The sequence below is a fragment of the Rouxiella aceris genome, assembly GCF_012933545.1.
GTDB classification, from domain to species: Bacteria; Pseudomonadota; Gammaproteobacteria; order Enterobacterales; family Enterobacteriaceae; genus Rouxiella; species Rouxiella aceris.
In genome coordinates this window covers 20,061-34,891 of sequence record NZ_JAADJU010000016.1, presented here as the reverse complement: position 1 = coordinate 34,891, position 14,831 = coordinate 20,061, and the positions used below count along the sequence as shown (strand labels likewise).

Genomic DNA, 14,831 nt, shown 5'->3' with positions numbered 1-14,831 from the left:
ATGTTGTCATTTAATCAGGTATCGGCCCAGTACGGCAAAATTCAGGCACTGCATGAAGTCAGTCTGCATATTAACCACGGCGAGATAGTGACGCTGATTGGTGCCAACGGCGCGGGTAAAACCACGCTGCTGGGGTCGCTGTGCGGCGAGCCACGCGCTTCTGCGGGTTCCATTGTATTCGAGGGTCAGGATATTACTCAGTGGCCGACAGCGCGCATTATGCGCGGTGATATCGCCATTGTTCCCGAAGGGCGTCGGGTGTTTTCTCGCATGACGGTGGAAGAGAATCTGGCAATGGGCGGCTTCTTTGCCGAACGCTCGCAGTATCAGCAGCGTCTGGAGCGAGTGTTTACCTTGTTCCCGCGGCTGAAAGAGCGACGTGCCCAGCGTTCCGGCACCATGTCGGGCGGTGAGCAACAGATGTTGGCCATTGGCCGGGCATTGATGAGCCAGCCGCGTTTGCTGTTGCTCGATGAGCCCTCTCTGGGCCTGGCACCGATTATCATCCAACAGATTTTCGATACCATCCAGAAACTGCGTGAAGAGGGGATGACCATCTTCCTGGTAGAGCAGAACGCCAACCAGGCGCTGAAGCTGGCTGACCGTGGCTATGTGCTGGAGAACGGTCATGTGGTGCTGGAAGATACCGGTGCTGCGCTGTTGGCCAATGAAGCGGTGCGCTCGGCTTATCTGGGCGGCTAAGGGATAGTTATTGTTGAAAGGCTTCTCCTACGAGGGGCCTTTGAGTTGATCACTCAGTCGTCTAAAGCACCTCCTGCAGGTGCTTTTTTTTTCAGTTTTTTTGCCGCCGCTCGTCACTCTGCTGTCACATTGTCGTCATCAAAGCATTATTTTTCTGTCATTGACGCGTGTCATGTTAGCTCCCGACCCTATGAAATCATTACACAACAGCATTTCATTATTGCTCTTTCAGGAGAAAAGCATGCTCAAGCAGGCTGCAACAAAAACCACACTCTGTCTCGCACTGGCATTGGCGTTTAGCGCCCAGGCGATGGCGGTCACTGAAATACCTTTCTGGCACTCCATGGACGGCGAGTTGGGCAAAGAAGTCGACTCCCTGGCCACGCGTTTTAACCAAACCCACGCTGATGTAAAAATTGTCCCTGTTTACAAAGGGAAATACGATCAGAGCCTGGCGGCGGGTATTGCAGCTTATCGTACCGGCAATGCGCCAGCGATCCTGCAAGTGTATGAAGTGGGTACTGCCACCATGATGGCCAGCAAAGCCATTGAGCCGGTGTACCAGGTTTTTGCCAATGCCGGTTTGAAACAGGACGTTTCCCAGTTTGTGCCGACGGTTTCCGGTTATTACTCCGATTCGCAGGGGCGTTTGCTGTCCCAGCCGTTTAACAGCTCTACACCGGTGCTGTATTACAACAAAGACGCCTTTAAAAAGGCCGGTCTGAATCCTGACCAACCGCCAAAAACCTGGCAGGAACTGGAGCAGGATACCGCCAAACTGAAAGAAGCCGGCATGAAGTGTGGTTATGCCAGCGGCTGGCAGGGCTGGATCCAGATTGAAAACTTCAGCGCCTGGCATGGCTTGCCTATCGCCAGCAAAAACAATGGATTCGATGGCACCGATGCGGTACTGGAATTCAATAAGCCAGAACAGATCAAGCATATCCAGCTGCTGCAGGATATGAACAAGAAAGGCGAGTTCACCTATTTTGGTCGCCAGGACGAATCCACCGCCAAGTTCTATAACGGTGACTGCGCCATGACCACCGCCTCTTCCGGCTCACTGGCCGATATTCGTCAGTACGCCAAATTTAACTACGGCGTAGGCATGATGCCTTATGACGCTGATGCCAAAGGTGCGCCGCAAAACGCCATTATCGGTGGTGCCAGCCTGTGGGTGATGAAGGGCAAAGATGCCGCTACCTACAAAGGCGTTGCCGAATTCCTGCAATACCTGACCACCCCGGCTATTGCCGCCGAATGGCATCAGAAAACCGGTTATCTGCCGGTGACGACCGCCGCCTATGAGCTGACCAAACAACAGGGCTTCTATGACAAGAACCCGGGCTCAGATGTGGCAACTCGTCAAATGATGAACAAACCGCCACTACCTTTCACCAAGGGTCTGCGTTTGGGCAATATGCCGCAAATTCGTACCATTGTTGACGAAGAGCTGGAAGCGGTGTGGAGCGGTCAGAAAACGGCAAAACAGGCACTGGATGAATCGGTACAACGAGGAAATCTGCTGCTGCGTCGCTTTGAAGCGTCGGTGAAATAACGACCACCGCGTTTGGCTGGCAGATCACCGGGCAGTGCCTGGCAAACTTACGGGGGGGGCGAATTCCGTAAGTTGCCAGGCGCTGCCTGTTTTATCCCGCCGGCATTCACCTGTCCCGATCTCCGCTTTTTGTTCTGATGAGTAATTGATGATGAGTACACACCGTCCCGGATTCGGCTGTAGCTGGCTGCCTTACCTGCTGGTTCTGCCACAGTTACTGATTACGGCGATTTTCTTCCTGTGGCCTGCCGGTCAGGCGCTGTGGTATTCGGTGCAGACGCTGGATCCCTTCGGTATCTCCAGCCAGTTCACCGGGCTGAGTAACTTTGAGCAGCTGTTCCAGGATCCCTATTATCTGGCCTCGTTTTATACCACGCTGAAATTCAGCTTTATGGTGGCGTTTTTTGGCCTGGTTATTTCTCTGCTACTGGCTGCCATGGTTGACCATATCATTCGCGGTAGCCGTATATATCAAACCTTGCTGATCCTGCCTTATGCCGTGGCGCCCGCCGTGGCCGCCGTGCTGTGGATGTTTCTGTTCAGCCCAGGCCTCGGTTTGATCACCCACTATCTGGGGATGCTCGGTTATAACTGGAATCACGCGCAAAACAGCGGCCAGGCGATGTTCCTGGTGGTGCTGGCCTCCATCTGGCAACAGACCAGCTATAACTTTCTGTTCTTTCTTGCCGCCTTGCAGTCGATCCCTCGTTCGCTGGTGGAAGCCGCGGCCATTGACGGTGCCGGTCCTGTCCGTCGTTTCTTTAACCTGGTGCTGCCGCTAATCTCGCCGGTGAGCTTCTTCCTGCTGGTGGTTAACCTGGTGTATGCCTTCTTTGATACTTTCCCGGTGATTGATGCCGCCACCGGCGGTGGCCCGGTGCAGGCGACCACCACGCTGATTTACAAAGTCTATCGCGAAGGCTTTACCGGGCTTGATCTCTCCAGTTCCGCAGCACAGTCGGTGGTATTGATGGTGTTGGTGATCGCCCTGACCTTTATTCAGTTTCGCTTTGTTGAGCGTAAGGTGCGTTACCAATGATCGAGAACCGCAGAGGCCTTGATATCTTTTGCCACCTGGTGCTGATTGTCGGTGCACTGATGGTGCTGTTTCCACTGTATGTCGCCTTTGTTGCCGCCACGCTGGATAACAAAGAAATCTTTAATGTGCCGATGACGCTGATCCCCAGCGGCCATCTGTTTGAAAATATTCGTACCATCTGGAGTCAGGGGGCAGGCAGCAACAGCCCGGCCTTTGGCCCGCTGCTGCTTAATAGCTTTGTCATGGCTTTGGGGATTACCATCGGCAAGATCTCCATTTCCATGCTCTCGGCATTTGCCATTGTCTATTTTCGCTTTCCCCTGCGTAACCTGTTCTTCTGGCTGATTTTTATCACCTTGATGTTGCCGGTGGAAGTGCGTATTTTCCCTACGGTGCAGGTGATCGCCAATCTGCATATGCTCGACAGTTTTACCGGTCTGACGTTGCCGCTGATGGCTTCCGCCACGGCGACCTTTTTATTCCGTCAGTTCTTTATGACCTTGCCGGACGAACTGCTGGAAGCGGCGCGCATTGATGGTGCCGGGGCGATGCGCTTTTTCTGGGATATCGTGCTGCCATTGTCGAAAACCAATCTGGCCGCGCTGTTTGTGATCACCTTTATTTATGGCTGGAACCAATATCTGTGGCCGATCCTGATCACCAGTAGCCCTTCAATGGGGACGGCGGTGGCGGGAGTCAAAAGCATGATTTCCCTTGGCGACGGAACTACCCAATGGAATCAGGTCATGGCCGCCATGATCCTGACGTTATTGCCACCCCTGGCGGTGGTGCTCCTGATGCAGCGCTGGTTTGTGCGCGGTCTGGTAGACAGTGAGAAGTAATTTAATATGGCAAATTTAAAACTCCAGGCAGTGACCAAGTCTTACGACGGCGAAAATCAGATTATCAAGACCATCGATCTTGACGTGGCCGACGGTGAATTTATTGTGATGGTGGGACCGTCAGGCTGCGGTAAATCGACGCTGCTACGCATGGTCGCCGGTCTTGAGCGCATCACCAGCGGCGATATCTATATCGATAACGTGCGCGTGACCGAACTCGAACCCAAAGACCGCGGCATTGCCATGGTATTTCAAAACTATGCGCTGTATCCGCATATGAGCGTATTTGACAATATGGCCTATGGCCTGAAAATTCGTGGTTTTGGCAAGGCGCAGATCCTGGCGCGGGTAGAAGAAGCCGCGCGGATCCTGGAACTGGGTCCGTTATTAAAACGCAAACCGCGCGAACTCTCCGGTGGCCAGCGCCAGCGTGTGGCAATGGGCCGCGCTATTGTGCGTGAACCGGCGGTATTTCTATTCGATGAGCCGCTGTCCAACCTCGATGCCAAGCTGCGGGTGCAGATGCGTCTTGAGCTGCAACAATTGCATCGCCGTTTGCGTACCACCAGTTTATATGTCACCCACGATCAGGTCGAGGCGATGACCCTGGCTGAGCGAGTGATTGTGATGAATAAGGGGATTGCCGAACAGATCGGTACGCCGACCGAGGTCTACAAACGACCCGCCAGCCTGTTTGTTGCCAGTTTTATTGGCTCTCCGGCGATGAATTTACTGCCGGGACAACTGACCAGTGATGGTACCTCGCTGGTGATGGAAGGGGGTTTTGAGCTGCCATTACCGAAAGCGCGACCGGAATGGGGTGGCCGTGAGTTGACCTTGGGGGTACGACCGGAGCATATTCAGCTGACAGAGGATGCGACAGCCGGAATTGCCATGGAGCTGAAAAACCTCGAGTTGCTGGGTGCGGATAATCTGGCCCACGGCGTTTGGGCGGAAAGCGGGGTCGTGGTGCGACTGTCCCATGAAATTGTCCCTGCCACAGGTTCACAATTACGTTTGGTTTTACCCGCACAGGCGCTACACTTTTTTGATTCAAAAAGCGGATTACGGATGGAATGAACATGACAGTTTGGCCTTATCCACGAATTGTTGCTCATCGCGGTGGCGGTTCTTTGGCCCCGGAAAATACGCTGGCAGCGATAGATGTCGGTGCGCAGTATGGCCACAAAATGATCGAGTTTGATGCCAAACTGGCGCAGGACGGCGAAATATTCCTGCTGCATGACGATACTCTCGATCGCACCAGCAATGGTTGGGGCGTGGCCGGGGATCTCAGTTGGCAACAACTGGTAAAACTCGATGCCGGCAGTTGGTATGGCAGTGCGTTCAGCGGCGAAAAACTGCCGCTGCTGGCGCAGGTCGCCGCCCGTTGCGCGCAACATAACATGCTGGTAAATATCGAAATTAAACCGACTACCGGGCTGGATGAAAAAACCGGTACCGAGGTGGCGTTGGCTGCTCGCGCGCTGTGGAAAGACCAGGCGGTAGCGCCGCTGCTTTCCTCGTTTGAGTTTGACGCACTGGTCGCCGCCAAAAAAGCCGCCCCTGAGCTGCCGCGGGGATTGCTGATCGACGAATGGCACCCCGACTGGCAAGCGCTAACCGATGAACTGCAATGCGTGTCACTGCATCTTAACCACAAGCTGTTGAACGCCGAACGGGTAAAAGCCATTAAAGATGCCGGGCTGCATATTCTGGTTTACACCGTCAACAGCCCGGATCGCGCGCGCGAGTTAATGGGTTGGGGCGTGGACTGTATCTGTACCGACCGCATCGATCTTATTGGGCCGGATTTTGTTTAATCCGCGACGATGAGCAAAGTAAAAAACGGCGCTGATATAGCGCCGTTTGAGTTTGGTGACAAAGTGGTCTTGAAGATCGAGATACCCGGGCATAGCACACCTAGGGGCGCTCCGGCGGGCAAGCCCGCTACGACCCCAACGGTGTACTCTCCCTAAAAACGAGCTTTGTCAGCAGTCTGAAACGGCGCTGATATAGCGCCGTTTTTTTGGGAAATTTTTTGTGCACTAAAAAAAACAGCTTATGCTTTGCTTGGGAGGAAAGTGATATCTACCCAATATTTTTTCGGGTTAGATTTATCGATAAAAACCGTTAGCTCTTCGCAGGAAATATACTCCGCGGGATTGAACCAGATGTTTTGGCTATTAAACACGTAAACACGATTTTCCTGCATATTATGCCATTGGCAAACAATCTGCCACGGGTTGCGCCCATTAATAGTGATTGTCTGGTTTTGTTCAATACTGGTTATCTTGGCTTTAACCGGTGTGCCATTATGCTGTAGCTTTTTAACTTTGTTGCCTGATAAACGGGTAATAAAGCGACTTATAATTAACGGAAGCATGAAAACCACCGCAAAAATGCCAGTAATGATGGCACCTGCCCATAGCTCAAAGAAAGTATCTATTTTGGCATTTTCGGGATTATCGATCTGATAAATAATCGGTACTTTTTCTCCCACGCTGTAATGCGCCGGGTTGCTGCCGCTGGCAGACTCAATAAGCTGAGGTGTGTGGTGGCTATCTATAAAGGTTAACTGTGGATAATAGAAAATTTTATCTTTACCGTTATCTTGTGAGTATTTTTCAATAAGTTTAACGACAGTGCCTTCAGTATGCTGTGCGCTGGCGGTGAATTTTATGGTATTCACTATTTGCCAGGTAGTAAATAGTAGTAAAATCAACCCTAATATAGTTGATATAAGTTTTAATTTTTTCATTAAAATTCCATTTTAATAAATTTAATTTAGTGGGGGAGGTGTTTTGTAAATAGATAGCCGTTGATGGCGAGCGAATAATATATTAGATAATTACCAGGGGCATGACAAGACGCGAATAATATCAATCCCCGCTTTCCTTATTAAAAGGAAAGCGAGAAAGAGATCCGCAGGGAAGAAAAACAGGCAAATCAGCCATTACTAAGGCGTTTGTTGTAATTTCTGCTGCAGCAGTTGCTGATTGTTGTCGAGCTGATTTTGTTGCAAACGCTGCTGATCGTTTTGCGACTGGGCTCGTAACCGCTGTTGCTGCTGCTGTTGAGTAAACTTCATATCTTGTTGCAGCTGGCGTTGATGCAACTGCTGGTCGCTTTGCATCCGTTGCTCCATACGTTGTTGCGATGGATTGATCAGCAACTGCTGCTGTTTTTCGATTGGTGTCTGGGTGATCGCGGCAAAACCCGACGCAGGAAGCAGCGTCAGCGCAATCACCATGCCATAAAGACCTTTCATCATCGCTTCTCCTGTTTGATAGCTCTGTTAAGTGTACGCCATCCCGAGGCCGACAATATGTCTTTCAGAGCCATGCTTACCCGCTTTTCCTGACGGCACTCGACTGTACACGGGCGATAAACGCGGTTGATTGTGTTTTTATTAACCACATGTACACTTATTTTGTTGATATCTGCTTTGCAACTTCCGCTACAATCAAATCCTATCCTGGTTATTGGGCTGTAAATCGTGCCATTACTTATTATTACCACCATTCTGTGGGCCTTTTCATTTAGCCTGATTGGCGTCTATCTTGCCGGTCAGGTCGACAGCGTTTTTTCCGTGCTGGTCCGTTTGGCGCTGGCGGCGCTGGTCTTTCTGCCGTTTCTGCGCTGGAAAGGCTATCCGATCAAAACCTTGCTGTTGTATATGGCGGTGGGAGCCATGCAGCTCGGCATCATGTATCTGATCAGCTTCGAGGCCTATCTCTACCTGTCGGTGCCGGAGTTCCTGCTGTTTACCGTGATGACTCCGCTGTATGTCACGCTGATTTATGACCTGATCAGCGGTCGCCGCATTCGGATGGGCTATGCGTTAAGTGCTCTGCTGGCGGTAGTGGGCGCGGCCATTATCCGCTACGACCATATTAGCGAACATTTTATCATTGGGTTGCTGTTGGTGCAGGCGGCCAATATCTGTTTTGCCATCGGCCAGGTAGGCTATAAGCGGTTGATGGAAACCCATCCCATGCCGCAGCATACGGCGTTTTCCTGGTTTTATATCGGCGCGCTGATCTGTGCGGTGATTGCCTGGGGCCTTTGGGGCAATCCCCATAAACTGCCCACCACCCATTTACAGTGGGGGATTTTGATCTGGCTGGGCGTCGGGGCTTCGGCACTGGGCTATTTTATGTGGAACTATGGTGCCACCCAGGTAGACGCCGGTACTCTGGGTATTATGAATAACTTCCATGTCCCGGCCGGGTTATTGGTCAATCTGGCTATTTGGCAGCAACAGCCGCACTGGCCAAGCTTTATTCTTGGGGCGGCAGTGATAATGTCTTCGCTATGGGTGCACCGCCATTGGGTCGTGAAGCGTCACGGACAAACGGCAGATGATCGCAAGCATGCTGTCGCGCCGAACGAATAAATGCCTCGGTAACCGGTTGGCGCTGCTCACCGTCGCGCACGGCGGCGTACAACCGGCTCCATAAGCCATCACCCAGGGTCTTGGTGACCACCAGACCCTGTCTCTCAAAACTTTCTACCACCCAATGCGGTAGCGCGGCAATACCCATGCGGGCCGACACCATCTGGATCAGCAGCAGTGTATTATCGACACTCTTTAATGCCGGGCTGACCCCTGCCGGTTGCAGGAAGTGGCGCCAGATATCCAGACGCTGGCGCTGTACCGGATAAATCATCAGGGTTTCGCTGGCGAGATCTTCCGGCAGGATCTGCGCTTTTGTCGCCAAAGGGTGATCCGGTGCCAGCACCAGGCGCACTTCAAAATCAAACATCGGCGAATAGTGCAGGCCACTGCGCGGCAGAATATCCGAAGTCAGCACAATATCCAGTTCACCTTGTTGCAGTGCGGGCTGTGGGTCAAAGGTTACGCCAGATTTAAAATCCATCAGCACCTGCGGCCAACTGTGATGAAAGCTATCCAGCGCCGGCGTCAGCCACTGAATACAGCTATGACATTCGATGGCAATCCGCAGCGAGGTCTGATGCGGTTCATGACATGCCTGCAATGCCTGCTGAATTTGCGGCAGTACCTGCTCGGCCAGTTGCAGCAAAATTTCCCCCTGCGGCGTAAATCGCAGCGGCTGGCTTTTGCGCACAAAGAGTCTGAAACCGAGACGCTGCTCCAGATCGCTAAATTGATGCGACAGGGCAGATTGGGTCTGGTGCAGCTGTGCCGCTGCGGCGGCAAGAGACCCGGTGTTACGCAATGCTTGCAGCGTCCGCAGATGTTTCAGTTCGATCATGAGAGTCCTTCACTGTCACTGTGAATAATTTGCGCTTGTACAATATACAGTACCTGCGGATTATAGATGTGTAAACATCTGGATGGCTAAATGGGAATTTAAAGATGACGATACTGAATCACACTCTGGGTTTTCCGCGCGTTGGTTTGCGTCGTGAACTGAAAAAAGCACAGGAAAGCTACTGGGCAGGTAACTCAACACAAGAAGAGCTGCTGGCCACCGGACGCGAACTGCGCGCCCGCCATTGGCAACAACAACAACAAGCCGGTGTCGATCTGCTGCCGGTCGGCGATTTCGCCTGGTACGATCATGTGCTTACTACCAGCCTGCTGCTGGGTAACGTCCCGGCTCGTCATCAAAATGACGATGGTTCGGTCGATCTCGATACGCTATTTCGTCTCGGACGTGGTCGCGCCCCTGGCGGCAAACCGGCCGCCGCCGCTGAAATGACCAAATGGTTTAACACCAACTATCACTATATGGTGCCTGAGTTCGTAAAAGGCCAGCAGTTCAAGCTGACCTGGACGCAGCTGCTGGACGAAGTCGACGAAGCGCTGGCCCTGGGACATAACGTCAAACCGGTGCTGCTGGGCCCCTTAACCTATCTGTGGCTGGGTAAAGTCAAAGGCGAGCAGTTTGACCGTCTGTCGCTGCTCAATGATATTTTACCGGTGTACCAGCAGGTGCTGGCCGAACTGGCAAAACGCGATATCGAATGGGTGCAGATTGATGAACCTGCGCTGGTGCTTGAGTTGCCACAAGCCTGGCTGGATGCCTATCAACCGGCTTATGCCGCACTGGCAGGTCACAGCAAACTGCTGCTGACCACCTACTTTGACAGCATTGGCCACAATCTGGAAACCATCCGTCAACTGCCGGTACAGGGTTTGCATATTGACGCCGTTGCCGGTCACGATGACCTGACTGCCGTTGCCGCCGCACTGCCCAAAGAGTGGCTGTTATCGCTGGGGGTGATTAATGGCCGTAACGTCTGGCGGGCCGATTTAAGTACCTGGCTGGAACGCCTTAAGCCGCTGGCTACCGGGCGTCAACTGTGGCTGGGCAGTTCCTGTTCACTGCTGCATAGCCCTATCGATCTCAGCGTTGAAACGCGACTGGATGATGAAGTCAAAAGCTGGTTTGCCTTTGCTCTGCAAAAGTGCGCCGAACTGGCCCTGCTGACCGAAGCGTTAAACAACCCGACGGCGGCGACGCTCGACAAACTGGCTCAATACAGTGCGCCAATTCGTGCTCGCCAGCAGTCTACCCGGGTACATAATGCGGCGGTCGACCAGCGTCTGGCGGCGATCAGTGCCCATGATATTGAGCGTGCAAGTCCTTATCCGCAACGTGCTGCGGCGCAGCGTGCGCGCTTTAACCTGCCGGCCTGGCCGACCACCACCATAGGTTCATTCCCGCAAACTACCGAGATCCGCGGTCTGCGTCTGGACTTTAAACAGGGTCGTCTGGATGGCAAAAACTACCGCGTCGGGATCAGCGAACATATCAAGCAGGCGATTCAGGAACAGGAACGTCTTGGCCTGGATGTGCTGGTACACGGTGAAGCCGAACGTAACGATATGGTTGAATACTTCGGCGAACACCTTGATGGCTTTATCTTTACGCAAAACGGCTGGGTGCAAAGTTACGGCTCACGCTGCGTAAAACCACCGGTAATCATCGGCGACGTCAGTCGTCCTGAAGCCATTACCGTGGAATGGGCGAAATATGCCCAGTCGCTGACCGATAAACCGGTAAAAGGCATGCTGACCGGACCGGTAACCATCCTTTGCTGGTCATTCCCGCGGGAAGATGTCAGCCGTGAAACCATCGCCAAACAGATCGCCCTGGCCTTGCGCGACGAAGTGGAAGATCTGGAAGACGCGGGCATTGGTATTATCCAAATCGATGAACCGGCACTGCGCGAAGGGTTGCCGCTGCGCCAGTCCGAATGGCAGGCTTATCTGCGTTGGGCGGTAGATGCATTTAAACTCAACGCCGCCATTGCCAGTGATGATACGCAGATCCATACCCATATGTGTTACTGCGAATTTAACGACATTATGGACTCCATTGCGGCGCTGGATGCGGATGTTATCACCATCGAGACCTCCCGTTCAGATATGGACCTGCTGGAATCCTTTAAAGATTTCGAGTATCCGAATGAGATTGGACCCGGTGTCTACGATATTCACTCGCCGAACGTGCCAAGCGTGGAATGGATCGAAGCGCTGTTGCGTAAAGCCGCCGACCGTATTCCTGCCGAACGTCTGTGGGTCAATCCGGACTGTGGTCTGAAAACCCGCGGTTGGCCGGAAACCCGTGAATCGCTGGCGAATATGGTCAAAGCCGCCCAGCGTCTGCGTGGCGAAAAAGTCTGAAGATAGTGTCTTACTAACGAACTCCCCGGGCGCTTCGGCGCCCTTTTTTATTGATTTGGCCGTGGTATTCGTATTTTGTAACCTCTTTATCTCCCCCCTTCATTGCCTGCTGTCCCTTGCCTGCGCGTACTTTGCTACCCCCTTGTCAGCAGTTTGCCTCGTTATCACCGCATTTTGACTAAGCTTAAAGCAGTGCAAATAGTGATTTATTAATGCAACCGTCAGGAGATAACCATGACGCGATTTAAAGATAAAGTGGTAGTGGTAACCGGTGCCGGTTCGGGGATGGGCGCAGCGACCGCCCGGCGTTTTGCTGCCGAAGGTGCCATTGTGGTGCTGGTGGGACGCACCGAGACCAAACTGGTCAAGGTCGCCAATACGCTGGAAAGCAGCCGTTTTTATGTGCACGTGGCCGATATCTCTTCGCCGCAGGACGTCGAGCGCCTGGCGCAGGTTGTCGAGGACAAGTTTGGTCGTGTCGATGTGTTGGTCAATAATGCCGGCGTGGTGGTGCAGGGCCAGGTCGATGAGGCCAGTATCGAAGACTGGAAGAAAATTATTGATATCGATCTCAGCGGTGTTTTTTACTGTTCACGCTTTTTTATGCCAGCCTTAAAGAAAAGCCGCGGCAATATCGTTAATGTCTCTTCCGTTTCCGGACTGGGTGGCGACTGGGGCATGAGTTTTTACAATGCGGCCAAAGGCGGCGTCAGCAACTTTACCCGTTCATTGGCCATGGACCACGGAGTCGATGGCGTACGCGTCAATGCCGTGTGCCCGAGCCTGACGCTGACCGATATGGCCGGAGATATCAAGGATAACCAGGCATTGCTGGCAAAATTTGCCGAGCGTATTCCGCTGGGACGGGCGGCACAACCGGAGGAGATCGCCGATGTGATTGCCTTTCTGGCCAGCGATGATGCCCGCTTTGTTACCGGCGTCAATCTGCCGGTTGACGGTGGCCTGAGCGCTTCTAACGGACAGCCGAAACTGGCCTGATAGCAACACCACCCCACGATGAAGACACCATATAAAAAGGCCGCCGTCAGCGGTGACTGACGGCGGCCTTGATATTATTGAGAGCTGTCTTACTTCACGCCATTTTTGGCGAACCAGGCCAGCATCCGTTGCCAACCGTCGGCGGCCGCTTCGGCATCATAGCTTGGGCGGTAGTCGGCGTTAAAGGCATGACCGGCCTGCGGATAGACCACGATTTCGGCATCGGCATTGGCGGCACGGATCGCCTGGCGCATGCTTTCGACGGTATCCAGCGGAATGCCACTATCCTGACCGCCGTACAGGCCTAAGACCGGCGCGGTCAGGTCGATGGCTTCATCTATCGGATGCGTCGGATTAGTCAACGTTTTATTACCGACCAATTTGCCATACCATGCCACTCCGGCCTTGAGCTGCGGGCTATGCGCGGCATACAGCCAGGCAATGCGGCCACCCCAGCAGAAGCCGGTGATTGCCAGCTTGCTGGCGTCGCCACCGTGCAGAGAGGCCCAGTGGGCACTGTGATCGAGATCTGCCAGCACCTGCTGATCCGGCACTTTACTGACCAGCTTGTCCAGCAGCTCGCCAATATCGCTATATTGTGTTGGATCCCCTTGACGGAAATAGAGTTCAGGGGCAATGGCCAGATAACCCTCTTTTGCCAGACGCCGGCAAATATCGCGAATATGTTCATGGACCCCGAAAATCTCCTGCACCACTAACACAATGGGCAGTTTGCCACTAAAGCTGGCCGGGCGGGCCAGATAGGCAGGCAGATCTTCACCCTGTGACGGGATAGTGGTTTCCCCGGCATGCAAACCTTCACTATCTGTATAGACAGTCGTGGCAGAAACCGGCGTTACGGCAGGAGAGAAACTGGCAGGTGCTTGTTTTAGTTCTATTGTTTCTTCTTTTCTCATTGCAGTCTCCATACAGGGATAAGGACTATTTTTTCCAAAATAAATACTGCGATTTTAACTATAAGCGATAACGCCAGCACTTCAACCGAGCGGCCTGTTCTATAGTTTAGGCCATAGATAAGATGATTAAACAGCAATGTAATCCAGCGCAGTGGCGAATAGCAGGTAATGCTGTCTGAAAAAACGTCACCTCACTGATTAAATGTGAGTTTAGTCACAATTTTAATGTATGCAATGATAGTTGCGGTTTTGCTTAGCGATGATTATCACAAAATTGGCCGGTAATGCGCGATAAAGTAGCAGGGTATTCCTCTGTGAAGTGATGACCGAATAAAAACACGACCCGAATTATAAAGGAGTTAATTTATGTCTCAGTCTGACGTTTTTCATCTTGGCCTGACCAAAAGCCAACTACAGGGTGCCACGCTGGCCATCGTCCCCGGTGACCCTGAACGTGTTGAAAAAATCGCAAAACTGATGGAAAACCCGGTTCGCCTGGCTTCTCATCGCGAATTTACCTCATGGCGGGCAGAACTGGACGGCAAAGCCGTGATTGTCTGCTCCACCGGGATCGGCGGACCTTCCACCTCGATTGCTGTTGAAGAGCTGGCCCAGCTGGGGATCCGTACATTTTTACGCGTCGGCACAACCGGTGCCATCCAGCCGCATATTAACGTTGGCGATGTGTTGGTCACCACCGCGGCAGTCCGTCTTGACGGTGCCAGCCTGCATTTTGCGCCGATGGAATTCCCTGCGGTGGCCGACTTTACCTGTACTACCGCACTGGTGGCGGCAGCCAAGGAAGTCGGGGCTACCACCCATATTGGCGTGACCGCCTCTTCGGATACCTTTTATCCTGGCCAGGAACGTTACGATACCTACTCGGGTCGCGTAGTTCGCCGTTTCAGAGAGTCGATGAAAGACTGGCAGGAAATGGGTGTGATGAACTATGAAATGGAATCCGCCACCCTGCTGACCATGTGTGCCAGTCAGGGATTGCGTGCCGGTATGGTGGCCGGGGTGATCGTCAACCGCACCCAGCAGGAAATCCCCAATGCCGAAACCATGAAACAGACCGAAAGCCATGCCGTGGCCATTGTGGTTGCGGCTGCACGTCACCTGATTTAATTCTGATTTTTGCTGACTACTGCTT

General features: G+C 52.9%; 14 protein-coding genes. 10 read left to right on the top strand and 4 right to left on the bottom strand.

The window, feature by feature from the left end; genetic code table 11:
* The 6 genes from livF (at position 1) to ugpQ (ending at position 5,964) form a co-directional block, all read left to right on the top strand.
* Positions 1 to 702 carry a high-affinity branched-chain amino acid ABC transporter ATP-binding protein LivF gene (gene livF / locus GW590_RS22655; protein WP_169405351.1) on the top strand — a complete coding sequence of 234 codons (702 nt, stop codon included), beginning with the start codon at positions 1 to 3 and terminating at the stop codon, positions 700 to 702.
* 241 nt (positions 703 to 943) lie between these two features.
* Positions 944 to 2,260: a sn-glycerol-3-phosphate ABC transporter substrate-binding protein UgpB gene (gene ugpB / locus GW590_RS22650; protein ID WP_169405350.1), complete on the top strand. Its 1,317-nt coding sequence runs from the start codon at positions 944 to 946 to the stop codon at positions 2,258 to 2,260.
* A gap of 151 nt (positions 2,261 to 2,411) precedes the next feature.
* Positions 2,412 to 3,299 (top strand): sn-glycerol-3-phosphate ABC transporter permease UgpA, encoded by an 888-nt coding sequence (ugpA, locus tag GW590_RS22645; protein ID WP_169405423.1) that lies wholly within the window; start codon positions 2,412 to 2,414, stop codon positions 3,297 to 3,299.
* Entirely contained in the window at positions 3,296 to 4,141 is an 846-nt protein-coding gene (gene ugpE / locus GW590_RS22640) for a sn-glycerol-3-phosphate ABC transporter permease UgpE (RefSeq protein WP_169405349.1), read from the top strand. The genes ugpA and ugpE overlap by 4 nt, the downstream gene beginning before the upstream one ends.
* A gap of 6 nt (positions 4,142 to 4,147) precedes the next feature.
* On the top strand, positions 4,148 to 5,221 hold the full coding sequence (locus GW590_RS22635) for a sn-glycerol-3-phosphate import ATP-binding protein UgpC (protein ID WP_169405348.1): 1,074 nt from the start codon (positions 4,148 to 4,150) through the stop codon (positions 5,219 to 5,221).
* Between the two features lie 2 nt (positions 5,222 to 5,223).
* Positions 5,224 to 5,964 (top strand): glycerophosphodiester phosphodiesterase, encoded by a 741-nt coding sequence (ugpQ, locus tag GW590_RS22630; protein WP_169405347.1) that lies wholly within the window; start codon positions 5,224 to 5,226, stop codon positions 5,962 to 5,964.
* 239 nt (positions 5,965 to 6,203) lie between these two features.
* Here the strand turns inward: ugpQ and GW590_RS22625 are convergent, their stop codons facing one another.
* Both GW590_RS22625 and GW590_RS22620 read right to left on the bottom strand, forming a co-directional pair.
* The gene (locus tag GW590_RS22625; RefSeq protein WP_169405346.1) at positions 6,204 to 6,902 is read right to left on the bottom strand and encodes a DUF3592 domain-containing protein; all 699 of its coding nucleotides are present in this window, start codon (positions 6,900 to 6,902) and stop codon (positions 6,204 to 6,206) included.
* 198 nt (positions 6,903 to 7,100) lie between these two features.
* Entirely contained in the window at positions 7,101 to 7,415 is a 315-nt protein-coding gene (locus GW590_RS22620; RefSeq protein ID WP_235956016.1) for a DUF2756 domain-containing protein, read from the bottom strand.
* Between the two features lie 225 nt (positions 7,416 to 7,640).
* On the opposite strand from GW590_RS22620, the gene GW590_RS22615 reads away from it, so the two are divergent.
* Positions 7,641 to 8,540, top strand: a complete 900-nt coding sequence (locus GW590_RS22615) for a carboxylate/amino acid/amine transporter (protein ID WP_169405345.1) — start codon at positions 7,641 to 7,643, stop codon at positions 8,538 to 8,540.
* On the opposite strand, the gene metR is transcribed toward GW590_RS22615, so the two are convergent.
* Complete coding sequence (gene metR, locus GW590_RS22610) at positions 8,425 to 9,381, bottom strand: HTH-type transcriptional regulator MetR (RefSeq protein WP_169405344.1); 957 nt, start codon at positions 9,379 to 9,381, stop codon at positions 8,425 to 8,427. The genes GW590_RS22615 and metR overlap by 116 nt on opposite strands.
* A gap of 104 nt (positions 9,382 to 9,485) precedes the next feature.
* Here metR and metE point away from each other — a divergent pair, with 104 nt between their 5' ends.
* On the top strand, positions 9,486 to 11,762 hold the full coding sequence (gene metE / locus GW590_RS22605; protein ID WP_169405343.1) for a 5-methyltetrahydropteroyltriglutamate--homocysteine S-methyltransferase: 2,277 nt from the start codon (positions 9,486 to 9,488) through the stop codon (positions 11,760 to 11,762).
* 234 nt (positions 11,763 to 11,996) lie between these two features.
* A complete protein-coding gene (locus tag GW590_RS22600; protein ID WP_169405342.1) occupies positions 11,997 to 12,761 on the top strand; it encodes an SDR family NAD(P)-dependent oxidoreductase in 765 nt (254 codons plus the stop codon).
* A gap of 89 nt (positions 12,762 to 12,850) precedes the next feature.
* On the opposite strand, the gene GW590_RS22595 is transcribed toward GW590_RS22600, so the two are convergent.
* On the bottom strand, positions 12,851 to 13,678 hold the full coding sequence (locus tag GW590_RS22595) for a dienelactone hydrolase family protein (protein WP_169405341.1): 828 nt from the start codon (positions 13,676 to 13,678) through the stop codon (positions 12,851 to 12,853).
* A 366-nt stretch (positions 13,679 to 14,044) separates the two neighbouring features.
* Here GW590_RS22595 and udp point away from each other — a divergent pair, with 366 nt between their 5' ends.
* On the top strand, positions 14,045 to 14,806 hold the full coding sequence (gene udp, locus GW590_RS22590; RefSeq protein WP_169405340.1) for a uridine phosphorylase: 762 nt from the start codon (positions 14,045 to 14,047) through the stop codon (positions 14,804 to 14,806).
* Positions 14,807 to 14,831: the final 25 nt, after the last annotated feature.

What these genes read in the sequence shown, in the direction of transcription:
- livF (WP_169405351.1), top strand. Translation starts at nt 1, where the DNA reads ATGTTGTCATTTAATCAGGTATCGGCCCAGTACGGCAAAATTCAGGCA.
- ugpB (WP_169405350.1), top strand. Translation starts at nt 944, where the DNA reads ATGCTCAAGCAGGCTGCAACAAAAACCACACTCTGTCTCGCACTGGCA.
- ugpA (WP_169405423.1), top strand. Translation starts at nt 2,412, where the DNA reads ATGAGTACACACCGTCCCGGATTCGGCTGTAGCTGGCTGCCTTACCTG.
- ugpE (WP_169405349.1), top strand. Translation starts at nt 3,296, where the DNA reads ATGATCGAGAACCGCAGAGGCCTTGATATCTTTTGCCACCTGGTGCTG.
- GW590_RS22635 (WP_169405348.1), top strand. Translation starts at nt 4,148, where the DNA reads ATGGCAAATTTAAAACTCCAGGCAGTGACCAAGTCTTACGACGGCGAA.
- ugpQ (WP_169405347.1), top strand. Translation starts at nt 5,224, where the DNA reads ATGACAGTTTGGCCTTATCCACGAATTGTTGCTCATCGCGGTGGCGGT.
- GW590_RS22625 (WP_169405346.1), bottom strand. Translation starts at nt 6,902, where the DNA reads ATGAAAAAATTAAAACTTATATCAACTATATTAGGGTTGATTTTACTA.
- GW590_RS22620 (WP_235956016.1), bottom strand. Translation starts at nt 7,415, where the DNA reads ATGATGAAAGGTCTTTATGGCATGGTGATTGCGCTGACGCTGCTTCCT.
- metR (WP_169405344.1), bottom strand. Translation starts at nt 9,381, where the DNA reads ATGATCGAACTGAAACATCTGCGGACGCTGCAAGCATTGCGTAACACC.
- metE (WP_169405343.1), top strand. Translation starts at nt 9,486, where the DNA reads ATGACGATACTGAATCACACTCTGGGTTTTCCGCGCGTTGGTTTGCGT.
- GW590_RS22600 (WP_169405342.1), top strand. Translation starts at nt 11,997, where the DNA reads ATGACGCGATTTAAAGATAAAGTGGTAGTGGTAACCGGTGCCGGTTCG.
- GW590_RS22595 (WP_169405341.1), bottom strand. Translation starts at nt 13,678, where the DNA reads ATGAGAAAAGAAGAAACAATAGAACTAAAACAAGCACCTGCCAGTTTC.
- udp (WP_169405340.1), top strand. Translation starts at nt 14,045, where the DNA reads ATGTCTCAGTCTGACGTTTTTCATCTTGGCCTGACCAAAAGCCAACTA.